Genomic DNA, 17,073 nt, shown 5'->3' with positions numbered 1-17,073 from the left:
CAGCGTGTAGACAAACCCTCGCATTCGGTGTCAGGCCTGCGATCCGATGCTCACGAATGTCAAATTCGCTCCGCTTCGGTACTCGTCCTTTCTAGACTGCAAAGGTTTTCAATCACGCTGAAAAGAAGACAAAGGGCTAAAATAAAGAACATTTTAGCCCTTTGCCAATAATCAGAAGCGGCCTTTCATAAGGATGCTTCTTTTTTATTGTTTAACAGTGGTATGATTATGAGGAAACAAAAAATAGGAATTCATCTAGAGAAAAGTAGGTGCAGCATGGAGTTTTTACTTGTCTTACTGCCAGTGTTCGGTATTTTCCTTATCGGGTATATTGGGCAGAAGGCCATTGGTTTTGACATACATACGCTCTCATCAATGTCTTTATATTTAATGTCACCATTTCTTGCGTTTGAAACCTTTTATCAAAACAAAGTGTCGATGGACTATGTGTACCTATCTATTTTTGTCGTCGGACTTTGTCTTTCACTTGTTTTATGTGTCTTTATTTTATCTCGTATTTATGGTTATTCGAAGGAAATGTATTGTGCCATGATTCTATCGTCAGCATTTATGAACAATGGGAATTACGGCACGCCTGTTGTCCTGCTTGTTTTCGGAGCAGCTGGTTTAGATATTGCCATCGTTTTAATGGTGCTGCAGCAGCTTGTCATGAGTACGATCGGTATGTATTATGCAGCAAAGGGCGGAGAGGATGCAGGGGATGGAAAGGTCGTGCTGAAAAAAGTGCTGCGTATGCCGGTTGCATATGGGGCACTCCTCGGTCTATTATTTCAGCTGATGGATCTTTCACTACCTAAAGAGGTGATGACGGGTGTCCAGCTTGTGGGAGATGCCGCCATACCGACGATTATGCTTATTTTAGGCATGCAGCTCGCCGTCATTTCTTTTAAGCAAGTGGATTATCGCAACATTTCTTATGCTGTATTGCTGAAGCTGTTTATCTCACCACTCATCGCATTTGGCTTTACACTTATTTTACCGGTAGATGATCTAGTGAAACAAATTATGATCTTAGTTGCAGCGATGCCGACAGCAGCAAATACTACGCTCATGGCTGTACAATTTCGAACGAAGCCTGAGTTTGTCTCAAGCACGACATTTCTCAGTACCGTTTTAAGCATCGTGACATTACCAGTTTTATTATGGATTTTATCTATGCACCTCTGGGATAGGGGATAGGCGGCAAAACAAAGGGGGACATATCAATGAATGTAGACGTTCATTTTCAAGTGAGTGATGTGTTGAAAACAAAGTATTTTGCCCATGCGAAAGTGTTAGCAGGAGAAAAGGGATTGTTTCGGCAGGTCAGATGGGTCCATGTGTTAGAAGTGCCTGCTGTAGAAGATTTGTTAAATGGGGGAGAGCTCATACTAACAACAGCCGCAGGATTCCATGACCAATTGGATGTGTTTCAAGCATTTTTAAAACAGCTGATCGATTCTGGTGCAGCAGGCTTGTGTATTGAATTTGTTCCGCTCAGATTCGATTTGCCGGAAGAACTGATTGTGTATGCAGAAGAAAGAGATTTTCCGCTGATTTTGTTTACAAAAGAAGTGAAATTCGTCAACATCACACAGCATCTCCATACGATGATGATTGAACGCCAATATCAAATGATGGCTGATCTAGAAGCACTATCATCAAAGCTGAATGAGCTTTTGCTGACTCCCCATCCGCAGATGGATATTTTGGATCAAGTGTATCAGCACGTAAGGGGCATTCTTTTACTCATTCCTGTTCAGGGGGAGCCGATTATTTTATGTGATTCCTCCAAACAAACCGAAGAGATGGTCATGAATTATTTACAGTTTGCTTCCTTGCCAAAAGGATACGAAGTGACCAAAAAAGAAGTGCTTGCACTCAAGCAGACATTTGCAGACCTTGTGCTCATTCATCAAACAAACACACTCTCAGAATTTGAACTGCTCGTAATGGATAAAGGAGCAAATGCTCTGGCCCAGCAAACGCTAAGAGAGCTTTATACAGAAGAATTGAAGAAGACCAAAGAGAACGAATGGCTGCAAAAATGGTTCCAAGAAGAGCATACAGAAAGAGATATATTAGAGCATCTTGAAGAAACAGAAGGATTGAAAAAGCCAACCGGCTGTGTCGTGATGCTCTTTCAAAAGCATCATCAAATCGAAGAAATCGCAGGAAATCTATATTTTCTCGTATCGTGCCGCTCCATCTTTCAGCGTGCGGGTTTCCATTTGATTCCGTATGAGCATCAAGGACAAACCTTGTTTATTTTATTGAACACGAGAAAGAAAGAAGACTGGAAAGAGCGTGCAGAGAAGGCTGCAAGCGACATCAAACAATTGTATGATCGGGAGCAGCCACGCGGAACCGTGATCAATTATGGCATCGGTCCATATTGTGAGCAGTTTCAGCATATGAGAAAAAGCTTTCAAGCAGCCAAAGAAGTGCTGCATTTAAAGAAAGTGATGCCCCATCGGGTGGAAAGCCCATTTTATCAAGATTTGCATATGCTCCGTCTCATGCCTGTCATGCAGGAAAGCGGACTGCTTGAATGTATGGTGAAAGAGTATTTGGAGCCTGTGCTTTTATATGATAAGCAAAATAGCGGGAGACTCTATCAAACGCTGAATATCTTTTTACAAACAAACGGTTCTAAAAAGGAAACTGCAAGCCAGCTCTTTATTGTCAGGCAGACCCTTTATCATAGACTAGATAAACTGCATGCATTGCTTGGCGAGGATATGATGCAGGCCCCGAAACGACAGGCGCTTGAATTTGCGATTCTTGCATATGAATTCCTGCAAGGAAATCGCCGTTAACGATTTTTGTTAGATTTGCTAAGGCACCCGAGTAGAATGTCTTATTGTTCTTTTCAATCAGTTGACGATCTGTCTAATGTAATCAGCCCGGCCCCTTTTTTATAATGAAAGTAACGGTTGGTTCTCTCTTACAGGCGGCCTAGTTTCAGTTTCATATGCCTCCCTTTTCATCCATATAATGAATGGAGAGGCAATGTGCTGCTGAACCGGTCTAAGCTTCTTTAGTGATGAAAACGGATACATGGGGGCGGGAAGATGAAAATACATGAGCAGGCTCAAAATCTTCAGGCGAAAGATGATCAGTTGATCTGGCATCATATGAAAGGGACAAACAAGGAAAATGAAAGCATGGTTATTCACGAGGCAGAAGGCGCATGGGTGACAGATATTCATGGGAATCGCTATTTAGACGGGATGTCAGGTCTTTGGTGTGTAAATGCCGGATATGGCAGAAAAGAGCTTGCAGAAGCGGCATATAAGCAGCTAAATACAATGCCTTATTATCCGCTGACGCAAAGTCATGTGCCAGCGATTCAATTGGCTGAAAAGCTAAATGAATGGCTTGGAGGGGACTATGTCATCTTCTTTTCTAACAGCGGTTCTGAAGCCAATGAAGCCGCATTTAAGATCGCCAAACAATATCATGCGCAAAAAGGAGAGAGCACAAGAACAAAGTTCATCTCCAGGTATCGGTCGTATCACGGCAATACAGCAGCTGCCCTTGCCGCAACGGGGCAGGCGCAGCGTAAATATAAATATGAACCATTAGGTCAAGGCTTTATCCATGTCGCACCGCCTGATATGTATCGTCATCCTGAGGATCAAGAAACTTTGGCAAGTGCAGCGGCAATCGATCAAGCGATGACGTGGGAACTAAGTGAGACCATTGCTGGAGTTATTATGGAGCCAATCATTACAGGCGGCGGTATCTTAATGCCGCCAAAAGGGTATTTGAAGAAGGTTAAAGACATCTGTGAGGCTCATGGAGCGCTTCTCATTGTGGATGAAGTCATCTGCGGCTTTGGCCGGACAGGGAAGCGGTTTGGTTTTATGCATGAAGATGTAAAGCCGGACATCATCACAATGGCAAAAGGGATCACAAGCGGCTATTTACCTCTTTCTGCAACGTGCGTGAAACGAGAAATCTATGAAGCCTACGCAGGGGAAGATACGTATGACAGGCTGCGCCATGTGAATACATTTGGCGGACACCCTGCTTCCTGTGCGGTTGCCCTTGCGAACCTAGAGATCATGGAAAACGAGAAATTAGTAGAACGGTCTGACACGCTTGGGCAAGACATGCTTGAACGTTTGCAAGAGTTAAAAGAGCATCCATTTGTCGGTGATGTCAGAGGAAAAGGCCTGCTGTTTGGAATTGAGCTTGTCCAGGATCAACAGTCCAAAAAACCAGCTGATCCACAGGTTGTCGGTCAATTGATTGCAGAATGTAAAAAACGCGGACTAATCATTGGGAAAAATGGTGATACGGTTGCCGGCTATAATAACGTTGCCCAGCTTGCACCGCCGCTCAATATAACAGACGAAGACGCCTCATTTATTATAAACACGCTTAAAGAAAGCATGGCACAGTTATAGCAGAGAGATTTCTCTGCTCAGCGTGTAGACAAACCCTCGCATTCGCCCGCAGGTCTGCGCTCCGGTGCTCACGAATGTCAAATTCGCTCCGCTCCGGTGCTCGTCCTTCCTAGACTGCAAAGGTTTTCTATCACGCTGAAAAGAAGACAAAGGGCTAAAATCAACATCATTTTAGCCCTTTGTCAACAATCTGAGCAGAGAGATTTCTCTGCTTTTTTCTATGGAAAAAGCACATACGCTGCTAAGTAAAATCGGCATTGGATACACTAGGTGTATTGAAAAATAGAAGAGATTCTATTACTGTTAGGAGGTGACTGAACCAATACACTTTGAAGGAGACGGCATATGAGTTTTCATGATCAACCCATTCTACCTGCTGTTCGCAATATGAAGCAATTTGAGGAATTTTTAAAAAGTCCATTTACATATGGGGTCTTACTTGATGTCCATTTAGGCCGGCTAAAGGGCATCATGAATGAGGCAAATGCCCATCATAAAAAAATGTTTGTCCATGTCGATCTCATTCATGGGATCAAACATGATGAGTATGGAACGGAATTTATTTGTCAGGAAATGAAGCCGGCAGGAATTATTTCTACTAGGTCTTCTGTCATAGTAAAAGCCAAGCAAAAAAAGGTATATGCCATTCAGCGAATGTTTTTACTTGATACAAGTGCCATGGAAAAAAGCATGGAGTTCGTAGGGAAACATCGCCCAGATTTTATTGAAGTATTGCCAGGGGTCGTGCCGGATCTCATTACAGAAGTGCGCGAGCGAGCTGGGATTCCAATATTTGCAGGCGGGTTTATCCGTACAAAAGAAGATGTAGAAAGAGCGCTTGAAGCAGGTGCTACAGCTGTGACAACATCGAATACAGCCCTTTGGAAAGCGTTCCAAAAGTGAAAAAGATAAAATGTGAAAATTGATTGACAACGTTTTCATCCTCTGATACTATAGCACTAAGTTAATATCATGTGATGGAGAAACGGAGATCCACAACAGCGCTTTACTAGGTGACAAATGACCCTGATGTAAAGTATGTTTGTTGTGGATCTTTTTTCTTTATCTTTTTTACACATTCATAGGGGATGGCAACTGAACCAGAGGAGGAATTTTCATGACACCATTTTGGGGTGAAGTCGTAGGTACAATGCTGCTTATTATTTTTGGAGGCGGTGTATGTGCGGCAGTCAATTTAAAGAAATCGCTCGCATATCAGTCCGGCTGGATTGTAATCGCTTTCGGATGGGGATTTGCAGTAGCCATAGCAGCTTATGCAACAGGTGGAATCAGCGGAGCGCATTTGAATCCTGCACTGACAATCGGGCTTGCGTTAGAAGGAAGTTTTCCTTGGGCTGATGTACCAATGTATATTGCCGGTCAAATGCTTGGCGCATTATTAGGAGCTATTATTGTCTTTTTACATTACTTACCGCACTGGAAAGCAACAGACGATCCAGGTGCAAAGCTGGGTGTATTCTCAACTGGTCCTGCGATTCCGCATACTTTTGCAAACGTACTTAGTGAAGTCATCGGTACATTTGTATTGGTTCTAGGAATCTTAGCGATTGGTGCAAATAAATTCGCAGACGGAATCAATCCGCTGATAGTTGGTTTCTTAATTGTCGCAATTGGTCTTTCATTAGGCGGAACAACTGGTTATGCAATCAATCCTGCACGTGATTTAGGTCCGAGAATTGCTCATGCGATTCTACCGATTCCAGGTAAAGGTCCATCGAATTGGAAGTATGCTTGGGTGCCAGTCGTTGGTCCAATTTTAGGCGGCGCATTTGGCGGTGTTTTCTACAATGCAGCCTTTAAAGCGAACATCACTCCAGCCTTTTGGATTGTAAGCGTTATTTTAGTTGTGGTATTGTTAGGACTCTATGTCTCTACGAAAAATCAAACAAATGCTGTAAATGAAAGTATGTAAGGGGAGGAAAACACCATGGCAAAAGAAAAATATATTCTCGCTTTAGATCAAGGGACAACAAGCTCAAGAGCGATCTTATTTGATCAAGAAGGCAAAATTGCACATACAGCTCAGAAGGAATTTAATCAATATTTTCCGAACCCAGGCTGGGTAGAACATAACGCAAATGAAATTTGGAGCTCTGTTCTATCCGTCATTTCAACTGCTTTAATTGAATCAGGCATTGAAGCAGATCAAATCGCCGGTATCGGCATTACGAACCAGCGTGAGACAGCTGTTGTTTGGGATAAACATACAGGCGCACCTGTTTATAATGCAATTGTTTGGCAGTCTAGACAAACGTCAGGCATTTGTGAAGAGCTAAAAGCGCAAGGACACAATGAAACGTTTAGAAATAAAACAGGTCTTCTCATTGATGCTTATTTCTCAGGGACAAAAGTAAAATGGATTTTAGACAATGTAGAAGGTGCTCGTGAGAAAGCAGAAAATGGCGACTTGCTGTTTGGCACAATCGATACATGGCTCATTTGGAAGATGACAGGCGGTCAATCACACGTCACAGATTACTCCAACGCGTCAAGAACGTTAATGTTCAACATTTACGATCTGAAATGGGATGAAGAACTACTTGATATCCTTGGCGTACCTGCTTCTATGCTTCCGGAGGTAAAACCATCTTCACACATCTATGGTGAAACAACAGACTATCACTTCTTCGGCAGAAATATCCCGATTGCAGGAGCGGCGGGAGACCAGCAGTCTGCACTATTCGGTCAGGCTTGCTTTGAAGAAGGAATGGCAAAGAACACGTATGGTACAGGATGTTTCATGTTGATGAATACAGGGGAAAAAGCAATTAAGTCGGATCATGGTTTATTAACGACAATTGCATGGGGCATTGACGGTAAAGTTGAATATGCTTTAGAAGGAAGTATTTTCGTAGCTGGTTCAGCAATTCAGTGGCTGCGCGACGGGCTGAGAATGTTTAAAGACTCAAAAGACAGCGAAGCCTATGCGGAGCGCGTTGAGTCAACAGAGGGCGTATATGTCGTTCCAGCATTCGTTGGTCTAGGCACACCATACTGGGACAGTGATGTCAGAGGCGCTGTATTCGGATTAACACGCGGTACTTCTAAGGAGCACTTTGTCCGTGCAACGTTAGAATCACTTGCTTATCAAACGAAGGATGTTTTAGATGCGATGGAAAAGGATTCAAACATCTCATTAAAAACTTTGCGTGTAGATGGCGGAGCTGTAAAGAATGATTTCTTAATGGGCTTCCAAAGTGATTTGCTGGATGTACCAGTAGAGCGTCCAGAAATTAATGAAACGACGGCACTCGGTGCGGCCTATCTTGCGGGAATAGCAGTTGGCTTCTGGAACGACCGTTCAGACATTGCAAAACAATGGAATCTTGACAAGCGCTTTGACCCTAAAATGGAAGAGGACAGCCGTGACTCGTTATACAGCGGGTGGAAAAAGGCTGTAAAAGCAGCTCAAGCTTTCAAATAAACCAAAAGTATGGTATACTTCAAGTAAGTTAATAGAACGGTTGGAGAACTGGAGAGACCGCAGGCACCGAAGTGTAGAAATACGCTTTGGGTGTTTGCGGTCTCTTTTTCTTTACCGTACAACATGGGAGGAACAAGAGATGACTTTTTCTAGCTTAGAAAGAGAACAAATGCTGCAGGAAATGACAAAAAAACCATATGATGTGTTTATCATTGGTGGGGGTATTACAGGCGCTGGTACAGCACTTGACGCGGCTTCACGCGGAATGCGTGTCGGTCTTGCAGAAATGCAGGATTTCGCAGCAGGTACGTCTAGTCGCTCAACGAAACTAGTGCACGGCGGACTTCGTTATTTAAAACAATTTGAAGTGAAAATGGTCGCAGAGGTCGGTAAAGAGCGTGCCATCGTATACGAAAATGGTCCTCATGTCACGACGCCAGAATGGATGCTTCTTCCGATGCATAAAGGCGGGACATTTGGGAAGTTTTCAACCTCTATTGGACTTAGAGTGTATGATTTTTTAGCTGGCGTAAAGCATAGCGAACGCAGAAGCATGCTAAGTGCGAAAGAAACGCTTGCAAAAGAACCGCTTGTCAAAAAGGACGGCTTAAAAGGCGGCGGCTACTATGTTGAATATCGTACAGATGATGCACGCCTCACAATCGAAGTGATGAAAGAGGCTGTGAAATTCGGAGCGGAAGCGGTCAACTATGCGAAAGTAAAAGAATTTATTTATGATAAAGGCAAAGTGGTTGGTGTTGTCATTGAAGATGTTATGACGAAGAAAACATACGATGTGTATGCGAAGAAGATCGTCAATGCGACAGGTCCATGGGTAGATCAGCTTAGAGACAAGGACCACTCAAAAGAAGGAAAACACTTACAGCACACAAAAGGAATTCACTTAGTATTCGACCAATCGGTCTTCCCATTAAAACAAGCAATCTACTTTGACACACCTGATAAACGTATGGTCTTTGCCATTCCAAGAGAAGGCAAAACGTACGTTGGAACAACAGATACAGTGTACAAAAAACAGCTGGAGCATCCGCGTATGACAAAAGCCGATCGTGACTATGTCATTCAAGCGATTCAGTACATGTTCCCTGATCTCAATATTACAGAAAAAGATGTGGAGTCCAACTGGGCCGGTCTTCGTCCGCTTATTCATGAAGAGGGCAAAGATCCTTCAGAAATTTCTCGTAAGGATGAAGTGTGGACATCATCTTCAGGCTTAATCACCATTGCTGGTGGTAAATTAACAGGCTATCGCAAAATGGCTGAGCATATTGTCGATCTCGTACGTGATGGATTGAAACAAGAGACTGGCAAAGATTATGGTCCATGTAAAACAAAACATATGCCAATCTCAGGCGGTCATGTAGGCGGATCTAAAAACATGGCAGCTTTTGTTCAAGCGAAAACAGCAGAAGGAGCATCTGTTGGTTTAACAGAACCGATTGCACAAAAATTAGCTGAAAAATATGGTTCAAACGTCAGCAGTGTCTACAAACGAGTAGAGCAGCTTCAAGGGGAAGCAGACAAACGAAACATTCCAGCATATGTGCTGGCAGAGCTTGTCTATGCGATCGAAGAAGAATTAGCTGTAACACCTGTCGATTTCTTTTTAAGAAGAACAGGAAGCCTATTATTTAATATCAATTGGGCAAAAAAATACGCACAGCCTGTTGTTGATTACATGGCAGAGCGTTTTGGCTGGGATGAAGCAGCAAAACAGAAACATCAAACAGAATTAGATCAATTATTCCATGAAGCAGTCGTACCGCTTGATGCTGAATAAAAGGAAAAGCCGATCATGTATCGGCTTTTTTTATTTATTCTGCATTTTTTCCAACTGCCAATGATATAGCATGACATAAAGGATGATTCCATATAAAATAACTGTAGATGTTATTATATTGATGATAAGAGCTGGGGAGGACGACCATGAGTTGGAAGACGAGTTATGAGCGATGGATCAATGAGAAGCACCTGGATACTGAACTAAGGGAATGGCTGGAGACGCATCAAGATGATCATCAAGCACTTGAAGACTGTTTCTACAAAAACCTTGAGTTCGGCACTGGAGGAATGCGCGGTGAGATTGGTGCAGGCACGAACCGAATGAATGTGTATACTGTTCGTAAAGCTTCAGCAGGTCTTGCTGCGTATATTGCGAAACATGGAGAGGATGCAAAAAAAAGAGGCGTCGCCATTGCATATGATTCACGTCATAAATCGCCTGAATTTGCGATGGAAGCAGCCAAAACACTTGCTTCACAAGGCATTCAAACGTACGTATTCGATGAATTGCGTCCGACACCAGAGCTCTCCTTTGCGGTTCGTGAGCTGCATGCATTTGCTGGAATCGTTGTGACAGCAAGTCATAATCCACCAGAATATAATGGCTATAAAGTGTATGGTGAAGATGGCGGGCAGCTGCCTCCATTTGAAGCAGATCAAGTCATTCAAGAAGTAGATGCAATTGAAAATGAACTGTCGATTTCAGTTGATTCTGAAGAAACGTTGAAACAGCAAGGGCTGATCAAAATGATCGGAGAAGAAATCGACCAGGCTTATATTGAAAAATTAAAAACCATAAGTGTGCACCCTGAGCTGGCACATGAGGTCGATGTCAAAGTCGTGTTTACTCCGCTTCATGGGACAGCCAATCACCCTGTCAGAAACGGACTTCAGACTCTAGGTTATCAGCATGTAACGGTTGTGCCTGAACAGGAAAAACCAGATCCACAGTTCTCAACAGTAACCTCGCCGAACCCAGAGGAGCATGCAGCATTTGAGTATGCCATCAAGCTTGGCGAAAAACAAAATGCCGATATCCTCATTGCAACAGACCCAGATGCTGACAGGTTAGGCATTGCAGTCAGAGATCACGAAGGAGAATTTACCGTCTTAACAGGCAACCAAACAGGCGCCCTGCTGCTCCATTATTTATTGTCTGAAAAACAAAAGCTGGGTCAGCTGCCGCCTCGTCCTGTTGTGATGAAAACCATTGTCACAAGTGAGCTTGGGCGTGCTGTAGCATCAGCTTTTGGTGCCGACACGATAGACACACTTACAGGCTTTAAATTTATTGGAGAAAAAATTAAGCAGTTTGAAAAGAGCGGAGAATACACGTTTCAATTCGGTTATGAAGAGAGCTATGGCTATTTGATCGGTGACTTTGCCCGGGATAAAGATGCGGTGCAAGCGGCACTATTAGCCGTTGAAGTCGCTGCCTTCTATAAAAAACAGGGCAAGTCCTTGTACGACGCGCTTGTCGATATTTTCAAGCAGTTTGGATTTTACCGTGAAGGATTAAAGTCATTAACCTTAAAAGGAAAAGAGGGAGCAGAGCAGATTTCAGCGATCCTTCATACCTTTAGAACAAATCCGCCAGCTGCCATCGCAGGGCAGCGCATCACAGTGATCGAGGATTACCAATCAAGTCAAAGACATCTTGTGGCTGAAAAGAAAGAGGAAACCATTCATCTGCCAGCATCAAACGTGCTGAAATATTTCCTTGAGGATGGTTCGTGGTTCTGCTTAAGACCTTCCGGCACTGAGCCTAAAGTGAAATTTTATATTGCAGTCAAAGGCACATCTTTAACAGATAGTGAAGAAAAGCTAAAGCATCTGTCAGAAGAAGTGATGAAAGTCGTTTATGATATTGTGGAAGAAACAGCGAAATAACGAAAGACAAGGCCATCATGTATGAATGCATGATGGCTTTTTTCTCAGTCAAAAGGATGAGAAGAAATCATTCTTTTGGAGAAAGATCCGCGTGGGGACTCATGGTATAATGAGCGTAATGATAAGTGAAGGCTGCAAATGCCGGGGGTAAACAGTATGGGAGAATACCAAGAGAAGGTTGAAACATTAAAAACGTTAAAAGAAATTGCTGAAAAGCTAAATGAAGGCATGGAAATGAAAGAAACGCTCCATGAAGTGCTCCATATGCTGATGGATGTCACAGGCTTTCATTCAGCATGGATTTATTTTATAGAAAAAGACGGGTCATATGAGCTGATGGCAGAGGTTTCTTTACCTGAAGCACTCGCAAAGCATCAAAAACAGCTCATGTGTCAAAATGATTGTTATTGCATCAACCGATACACAAAAGGCTCACTGCAATCAGCCACCAATATTATGAACTGCAAACGGATTGAAACGGCGATTGAACAAAAGCTTGGGGATACAGAGGGGATTACACATCATGCGACGGTGCCTCTACAAGCATGTAAGCGTACGTTCGGCTTATTAAATGTGGCGGCAAAGGGAAAAGTCACATTTACACAAGAAGAGCTGAATTTGCTTGAAAGCATTGCGCTTCAAATTGGTACAGCGATTCAGCGGATGAAGCTTGTGCAAAATGAACAGCAGCACGCCCTTTTACAAGAAAGAAACCGGCTGGCACAGGATTTACATGATTCTGTCAACCAAATGCTATTCTCTGTGAGTCTGACTGCTAAGGCTGCACGGCAAATGACAAGCGATCAGAATCTAGGGGAAATGATTGATTTTATTCAGCATTTGTCACAAGACGCTCTGATTGAAATGCGGTCACTCATTTGGCAGCTGAGACCAAGAGGCCTTGAAAAAGGGTTTACGACAGCAATTGAAGAGTATGCTCAGCTTTTAGGATTACGCTGCAATTTATCTTTATCAGGCTGTATAGAAATGGATCATTCTCACAATGAAACTTTGTTTCGGGTATGTCAAGAAGCGCTGAATAACTGTCAAAAACATGCGGAAGTAGAAGAAGTCGAGGTCAAACTTGAGCAATCAAAAGACACGTTTGAGATGAAAATCATTGACCTCGGAAAAGGTTTTCAATATGACGAGCAGATGAGCCTTCCTTCACTTGGGCTGAAAGGGATGTCCGACCGCATCCGAAGAGCAGGTGGTACATTTTGTATCCATTCAGAGTTAGGGAAAGGAACAACGATTCATGTAAAAGTGCCATTTTCACAAGAAAGGAAGGGATCGTCATGAGAGTTGTCATTGCAGATGATCATCATATTGTGAGAAAAGGCCTGGTGTTTTTCTTACAGACACAGCCTGATGTGGACATCGTTGGTGAGGCGTCCAATGGGCAAGAGGCATTAGAGGTTGTCAGAGATACTCAGCCTGACATTGTCTTAATGGATTTGTCTATGCCTGTCATGAATGGCATTGAGGCAACGAAACAAATGATGCTGGAAATGCCGGACACCCGCATTGTGATCCTGACAAGCTATGCGGATAAAGATTATGTGATTCCCGCTATTCAAGCAGGGGCGAAAGCCTATCAATTAAAGGATGTAGCACCAGAAAAGCTGCTTTCGACCATGATTGAAGTACAAAATGGCACCTATCAGTTAGATGGTCATATCACGACCTTTCTTGTGCAGCATCTGACAGAGCCAAAAGAGCAGAAATGGGCATTGATGAAAGAGCTGACCAATAGAGAGCGAGATGTTTTATTTGAGATTGCAAAGGGCAAAAGCAACAAAGAAATTGCCTCATCTCTGTTTATTTCTGAAAAGACTGTCAAAACGCACGTATCTCATGTATTATCAAAGCTAGAGCTGGCAGATCGAACCCAGGCGGCTCTGTATGCAGTGGATTATCAAAAAAATCAGCCAAAAGAGCTGCTATGACAGAAAGGATCTTAGTCGTTATGCTAAAACTTTTAAGCGCACATTCAATTCAATGAATTGAATAAAAAAGAGCACAGATGTTGGTTATTTGATGTGCGCTTTTGTGTAAAAAGAGAGGCATGTATAGTCTAATTTCTAATAGAAAAACGTAAAAGACTTGACGAGTGGATGCTCATCAAGTCTTTTTTTATTTTATAGGAGGTGATGAACTGGTCAATCACAGGTGAATTTAAAATGGGAGGGAATCAAAGTGGGAAAATATGAATTAGTAAGTGATTATCGCCATGATGTCAAATTAAAAGAGAGCTTTAATAAGCTTGCGATCGATACATTTGATTTGGATTTTAGTGACTGGTACGAAAGAGGCTATTGGGATGAAAAATATATACCTTATTCCTTTGTACATAACGGGAAGGTAATCTCTAACGCTTCTGTCTATCTTATGTCAGTGATCATTGATGGGCAAACGTATCGAGCAGTTCAAATCGGCACTGTTATGACAGATCAAGCCTATCAGCGTAAAGGATTAGCGGCAAAGTTAATGCAGCATATCATGGATGAATACAAAAATGAGTGTGATGTCATCTTTCTTTTTGCTAATGAAACTGTGTTAGATTTTTATCCGAGATTTGGTTTTACCCGTCATCACGAAAGTGAATTTAGCTTAAATATCAATAAAAGCGCTATTCAAATAAAAAAAGGTGTAGATGTTAAAAAGCTGACATTGGAGCAAGACCTCTCATTACTTGAACGTTTCGCAGAAAAGCGGCAAACTCACTCAATGAAGCTGGATGCTCAGCATCACAGCAGCTTATTGATGTTTTATTTTACATTAGTATGGCCGGATGACATTTTTTATATTGAAGCATTAGATACCATTGTGCTGATGAATGAAGAAAATGAAACGATGCATATGTTTGATATCATCTCGCTTCAAACGCCAAATGTACAAGAAGTTGTAGAAAGCATTGTGAAGGAAACAACGGAAAAAGTGATCTTTTATTTCACGCCTGATACGACAATTGAAGGTTTACACGCGGTTACAAAGCCAAATGACGAGGATGCATTGTTTATTTACACAAAGGAACACTGGGCAAAAGGCCACTTTATGTTTCCCATCACAGCGCACTGCTAATTGTATGTAAAAGGGAGGGCTAAAATAAACTTCATTTTAGCCCTTTTTCTTTATGTGTACATCGGTTGTGAATAAACTTCAGAAGCAGCAGCCTCTGAAGCGTGGTCAATGTACTGCAGGAGCCCATATAAACATTTTTCAACATCTGCATCGTTCCGGTTAAATTGATACGCATGTAAGAAATGCTCAATACGTTTCGAGAGCAAATCATCTTGCGTACGTACCATAAGAATAAGTAAATTATCCCATTGCGAGCGATGCGTATAATAAAGTGCTTTATCATAATCCGCCACATTCATTAAACCTTCTCCTTTCCCTTGAGAAGTCCTCATTAGTTTGCTCGGATCATATCGACTTTTTCAGGGGAAAAGTTGGTGTCCGCATGAATTGCGTACCGGGAATTATAGGCTGAATAAATGCTTCATGTATGAAAAAGGACCAGCCTGCTAAACCTAAACAAAACATATATGAAAGTGAGATCAATGATATCATGCAGCCGAAATGGTGGATGCTTATTGCAGCAGGAATCGTTTTGCTTGGCAGTTTGATGATTCATCCTGCATCAAAAGCAGCGGTGCAGCCGTTTGAAAATTGGGAAAGACTCGCGTACACAGCGTTGAAAGATGAATATAAAGGTGCCGCTTTAAACGATTATCATTACATTGGCCGGACAGAAGTAAATGATGAGCAGACAAAAGATGTGTTTCGCGTAACTGTTAAGGAAGGCACAACTCGCTTTGCAGCACATGCAGAAATTTATTTTCATCCGGTGACCGGTCATTTGATTAGTATTAACGTGTTTCGACTATAAAGAAGCACATTTTTTGTAAAAGGTGCTCGAGGCGTTCTGACAAACCCTCAATAACTGCCTTTACTAGCACGCTCAAAAAAAGACAAAGGGCTAAAATAAAGATCATTTTAGCCCTTTGTCCAACAATTTATTTCGAGATGGATTTACTTCATGCTTCCTTGAAGATAAGCGCGAATATCCACACCAAGTGAATCTGCTAATCGCTGGCCGTAATCTTCATCGGCACGATAGAAATTGCAGATTGCAAGTAATTTTGTTTTGTCATTTACATCTTTCAAATCAGCCGTTAGGTTTTTAATCAATGCTTGTTTCTCTTCCTCAGAGTAGCTTCTATATCTTTCCCCAGCTTGTTTGAAATCGTTCGGTTTTTCAATTTTTTGTCTCACCATACGGTCACCGTGAAGAACTGGCTCACTTTCTTTGTAGTGAGGGTTTTCTTTTGGCTGATCGTCATAACGGTTTGGTTCATAGTTAATATGACCGCTTGGACGAGTCGTTGTCATAAAGCCATCCTGCTGGTTATTGTGTACAGGTGCATAAGGGCAGTTAACCGGAATGCGCATGTAGTTCGCACCAAGACGGTGACGCTGCGTATCAGGATATGAGAACAGACGGCCTTGAAGCAGTTTATCTTCAGATGCCTCAATTCCTGGAACAAATGCACTTGGCGTGAAAGCAGACTGTTCTGTTTCAGCAAAGAAGTTTTCAGGATTGCGGTTGAGTGTCATGCGTCCAACTTTTTGAAGCGGGTAATCTTCCTCGCTCCACGTTTTTGTTGGGTCACATGGATCATAATCAAGTTCATCATAATCGCTAAGCGGCATAAGCTGAACATATAAGTCCCATGCTGGGAAGTTGCCTTTTTCAATGCGGTCATATAAATCTCTTGTCGCATGCTGGAAGTCGTTCGCTTGAATTTCTGCTGCTTCTTCCATAGATAAGTTGTGAATACCTTCAGAAGGTCTCCAGTGATATTTCACATATTTTGCTTCACCGTATTTGTTCACCCATCTAAATGTATGCACACCAGAACCGCGCATTTCAGCGTAGCTTGCAGGGATTCCTTCGTCAGAGAAGAGCCATGTGAGCATATGAGTGGATTCAGGTGTTAAGGTCATAAAATCCCAATAACGGTCAGGATCTTGAATATTGGTTACAGGATCTGGCTTGAGAGAGTGAACCATATCAGGGAATTTCAATGCATCACGAATAAAGAAGATCGGCAAGTTGTTACCAACGAGATCATAGTTGCCTTCTTCTGTATAAAATTTGACAGCAAAGCCGCGCGGGTCACGTAAGGTTTCAGGTGAACCTTTTGGATGAATAACGGTGGAGAAGCGAACGAAAACGTCTGTTTGTTTTCCTTCTTCACTTAAGAAGGCTGCTTTTGTATGTTTCTCCATGCTGTTTTCTACTTCAAACACCCCGTAAGCGCCGGCGCCTCTAGCATGAACGACACGTTCTGGAATACGTTCACGATCAAAGTGTGCGAGTTTTTCAATCAAATGGTAATCATCAAGAAAGGTAGGTCCGCGGTGACCAGCTGTTCTTGAGTTTTGGTTATCGCCAACAGGAACGCCTTGGTTCGTTGTCAAATTTTTATGATTTGAATTTGTCATTCTTTT

Annotated in this window: 14 protein-coding genes; 12 read left to right on the top strand and 2 right to left on the bottom strand. The window is 42.4% G+C overall.

Going from position 1 to position 17,073, the window contains the following annotated elements; all coding sequences use genetic code 11:
• The first annotated feature begins 276 nt into the window (after positions 1–276).
• The 11 genes from AOQ70_RS06790 (at position 277) to AOQ70_RS06740 (ending at position 14,637) form a co-directional block, all read left to right on the top strand.
• Positions 277–1,200 (top strand): AEC family transporter, encoded by a 924-nt coding sequence (locus AOQ70_RS06790; RefSeq protein WP_059375335.1) that lies wholly within the window; start codon positions 277–279, stop codon positions 1,198–1,200.
• 26 nt (positions 1,201–1,226) lie between these two features.
• On the top strand, positions 1,227–2,819 hold the full coding sequence (locus tag AOQ70_RS06785) for a PucR family transcriptional regulator (RefSeq protein WP_059375332.1): 1,593 nt from the start codon (positions 1,227–1,229) through the stop codon (positions 2,817–2,819).
• 255 nt (positions 2,820–3,074) lie between these two features.
• A complete protein-coding gene (locus AOQ70_RS06780; protein WP_059375330.1) occupies positions 3,075–4,415 on the top strand; it encodes an aspartate aminotransferase family protein in 1,341 nt (446 codons plus the stop codon).
• Positions 4,416–4,760: 345 nt separating this feature from the next.
• Positions 4,761–5,318 carry a glycerol-3-phosphate responsive antiterminator gene (locus tag AOQ70_RS06775; RefSeq protein WP_024425304.1) on the top strand — a complete coding sequence of 186 codons (558 nt, stop codon included), beginning with the start codon at positions 4,761–4,763 and terminating at the stop codon, positions 5,316–5,318.
• A gap of 214 nt (positions 5,319–5,532) precedes the next feature.
• Positions 5,533–6,348 carry an MIP/aquaporin family protein gene (locus AOQ70_RS06770; RefSeq protein WP_039177442.1) on the top strand — a complete coding sequence of 272 codons (816 nt, stop codon included), beginning with the start codon at positions 5,533–5,535 and terminating at the stop codon, positions 6,346–6,348.
• Positions 6,349–6,363: 15 nt separating this feature from the next.
• Positions 6,364–7,860, top strand: coding sequence for a glycerol kinase GlpK (gene glpK / locus AOQ70_RS06765; RefSeq protein WP_039177444.1), 1,497 nt, complete (start codon positions 6,364–6,366; stop codon positions 7,858–7,860).
• Between the two features lie 139 nt (positions 7,861–7,999).
• On the top strand, positions 8,000–9,661 hold the full coding sequence (gene glpD / locus AOQ70_RS06760) for a glycerol-3-phosphate dehydrogenase (RefSeq protein WP_047202870.1): 1,662 nt from the start codon (positions 8,000–8,002) through the stop codon (positions 9,659–9,661).
• Between the two features lie 146 nt (positions 9,662–9,807).
• The gene (locus tag AOQ70_RS06755) at positions 9,808–11,553 is read left to right on the top strand and encodes a phospho-sugar mutase (RefSeq protein WP_059375326.1); all 1,746 of its coding nucleotides are present in this window, start codon (positions 9,808–9,810) and stop codon (positions 11,551–11,553) included.
• A 156-nt stretch (positions 11,554–11,709) separates the two neighbouring features.
• Positions 11,710–12,855, top strand: coding sequence for a GAF domain-containing sensor histidine kinase (locus tag AOQ70_RS06750; RefSeq protein ID WP_059375324.1), 1,146 nt, complete (start codon positions 11,710–11,712; stop codon positions 12,853–12,855).
• Entirely contained in the window at positions 12,852–13,502 is a 651-nt protein-coding gene (locus tag AOQ70_RS06745) for a response regulator (protein ID WP_059375321.1), read from the top strand. Before AOQ70_RS06750 ends, AOQ70_RS06745 begins: the two co-directional genes overlap by 4 nt.
• A 250-nt stretch (positions 13,503–13,752) precedes the next feature.
• Positions 13,753–14,637 carry a GNAT family N-acetyltransferase gene (locus AOQ70_RS06740; protein WP_059375363.1) on the top strand — a complete coding sequence of 295 codons (885 nt, stop codon included), beginning with the start codon at positions 13,753–13,755 and terminating at the stop codon, positions 14,635–14,637.
• Between the two features lie 50 nt (positions 14,638–14,687).
• Here the strand turns inward: AOQ70_RS06740 and AOQ70_RS06735 are convergent, their stop codons facing one another.
• Positions 14,688–14,936, bottom strand: coding sequence for a YhdB family protein (locus tag AOQ70_RS06735; RefSeq protein WP_024426598.1), 249 nt, complete (start codon positions 14,934–14,936; stop codon positions 14,688–14,690).
• A 191-nt stretch (positions 14,937–15,127) separates the two neighbouring features.
• Here AOQ70_RS06735 and AOQ70_RS06730 point away from each other — a divergent pair, with 191 nt between their 5' ends.
• Entirely contained in the window at positions 15,128–15,448 is a 321-nt protein-coding gene (locus AOQ70_RS06730) for a YqzG/YhdC family protein (RefSeq protein ID WP_371412180.1), read from the top strand.
• A gap of 143 nt (positions 15,449–15,591) precedes the next feature.
• Here AOQ70_RS06730 and AOQ70_RS06725 read toward each other — a convergent pair whose 3' ends face one another.
• Positions 15,592–17,067 carry a catalase gene (locus AOQ70_RS06725; RefSeq protein WP_039177466.1) on the bottom strand — a complete coding sequence of 492 codons (1,476 nt, stop codon included), beginning with the start codon at positions 17,065–17,067 and terminating at the stop codon, positions 15,592–15,594.
• Positions 17,068–17,073: the final 6 nt, after the last annotated feature.

This window comes from Bacillus sp. AM 13(2015) (assembly GCF_001518755.1).
In the GTDB taxonomy this organism is placed as follows: domain Bacteria; phylum Bacillota; class Bacilli; order Bacillales; family Bacillaceae; genus Bacillus; species Bacillus safensis.
Note: the sequence above shows the minus strand (reverse complement) of the source record. Positions and strands in the feature narration are given on the sequence as shown.

Coding starts and splice junctions, on each gene's coding strand:
- AOQ70_RS06790 (WP_059375335.1), top strand. CDS start 277: ATGGAGTTTTTACTTGTCTTACTGCCAGTGTTCGGTATTTTCCTTATC.
- AOQ70_RS06785 (WP_059375332.1), top strand. CDS start 1,227: ATGAATGTAGACGTTCATTTTCAAGTGAGTGATGTGTTGAAAACAAAG.
- AOQ70_RS06780 (WP_059375330.1), top strand. CDS start 3,075: ATGAAAATACATGAGCAGGCTCAAAATCTTCAGGCGAAAGATGATCAG.
- AOQ70_RS06775 (WP_024425304.1), top strand. CDS start 4,761: ATGAGTTTTCATGATCAACCCATTCTACCTGCTGTTCGCAATATGAAG.
- AOQ70_RS06770 (WP_039177442.1), top strand. CDS start 5,533: ATGACACCATTTTGGGGTGAAGTCGTAGGTACAATGCTGCTTATTATT.
- glpK (WP_039177444.1), top strand. CDS start 6,364: ATGGCAAAAGAAAAATATATTCTCGCTTTAGATCAAGGGACAACAAGC.
- glpD (WP_047202870.1), top strand. CDS start 8,000: ATGACTTTTTCTAGCTTAGAAAGAGAACAAATGCTGCAGGAAATGACA.
- AOQ70_RS06755 (WP_059375326.1), top strand. CDS start 9,808: ATGAGTTGGAAGACGAGTTATGAGCGATGGATCAATGAGAAGCACCTG.
- AOQ70_RS06750 (WP_059375324.1), top strand. CDS start 11,710: ATGGGAGAATACCAAGAGAAGGTTGAAACATTAAAAACGTTAAAAGAA.
- AOQ70_RS06745 (WP_059375321.1), top strand. CDS start 12,852: ATGAGAGTTGTCATTGCAGATGATCATCATATTGTGAGAAAAGGCCTG.
- AOQ70_RS06735 (WP_024426598.1), bottom strand. CDS start 14,936: ATGAATGTGGCGGATTATGATAAAGCACTTTATTATACGCATCGCTCG.
- AOQ70_RS06730 (WP_371412180.1), top strand. CDS start 15,128: ATGCAGCCGAAATGGTGGATGCTTATTGCAGCAGGAATCGTTTTGCTT.
- AOQ70_RS06725 (WP_039177466.1), bottom strand. CDS start 17,067: ATGACAAATTCAAATCATAAAAATTTGACAACGAACCAAGGCGTTCCT.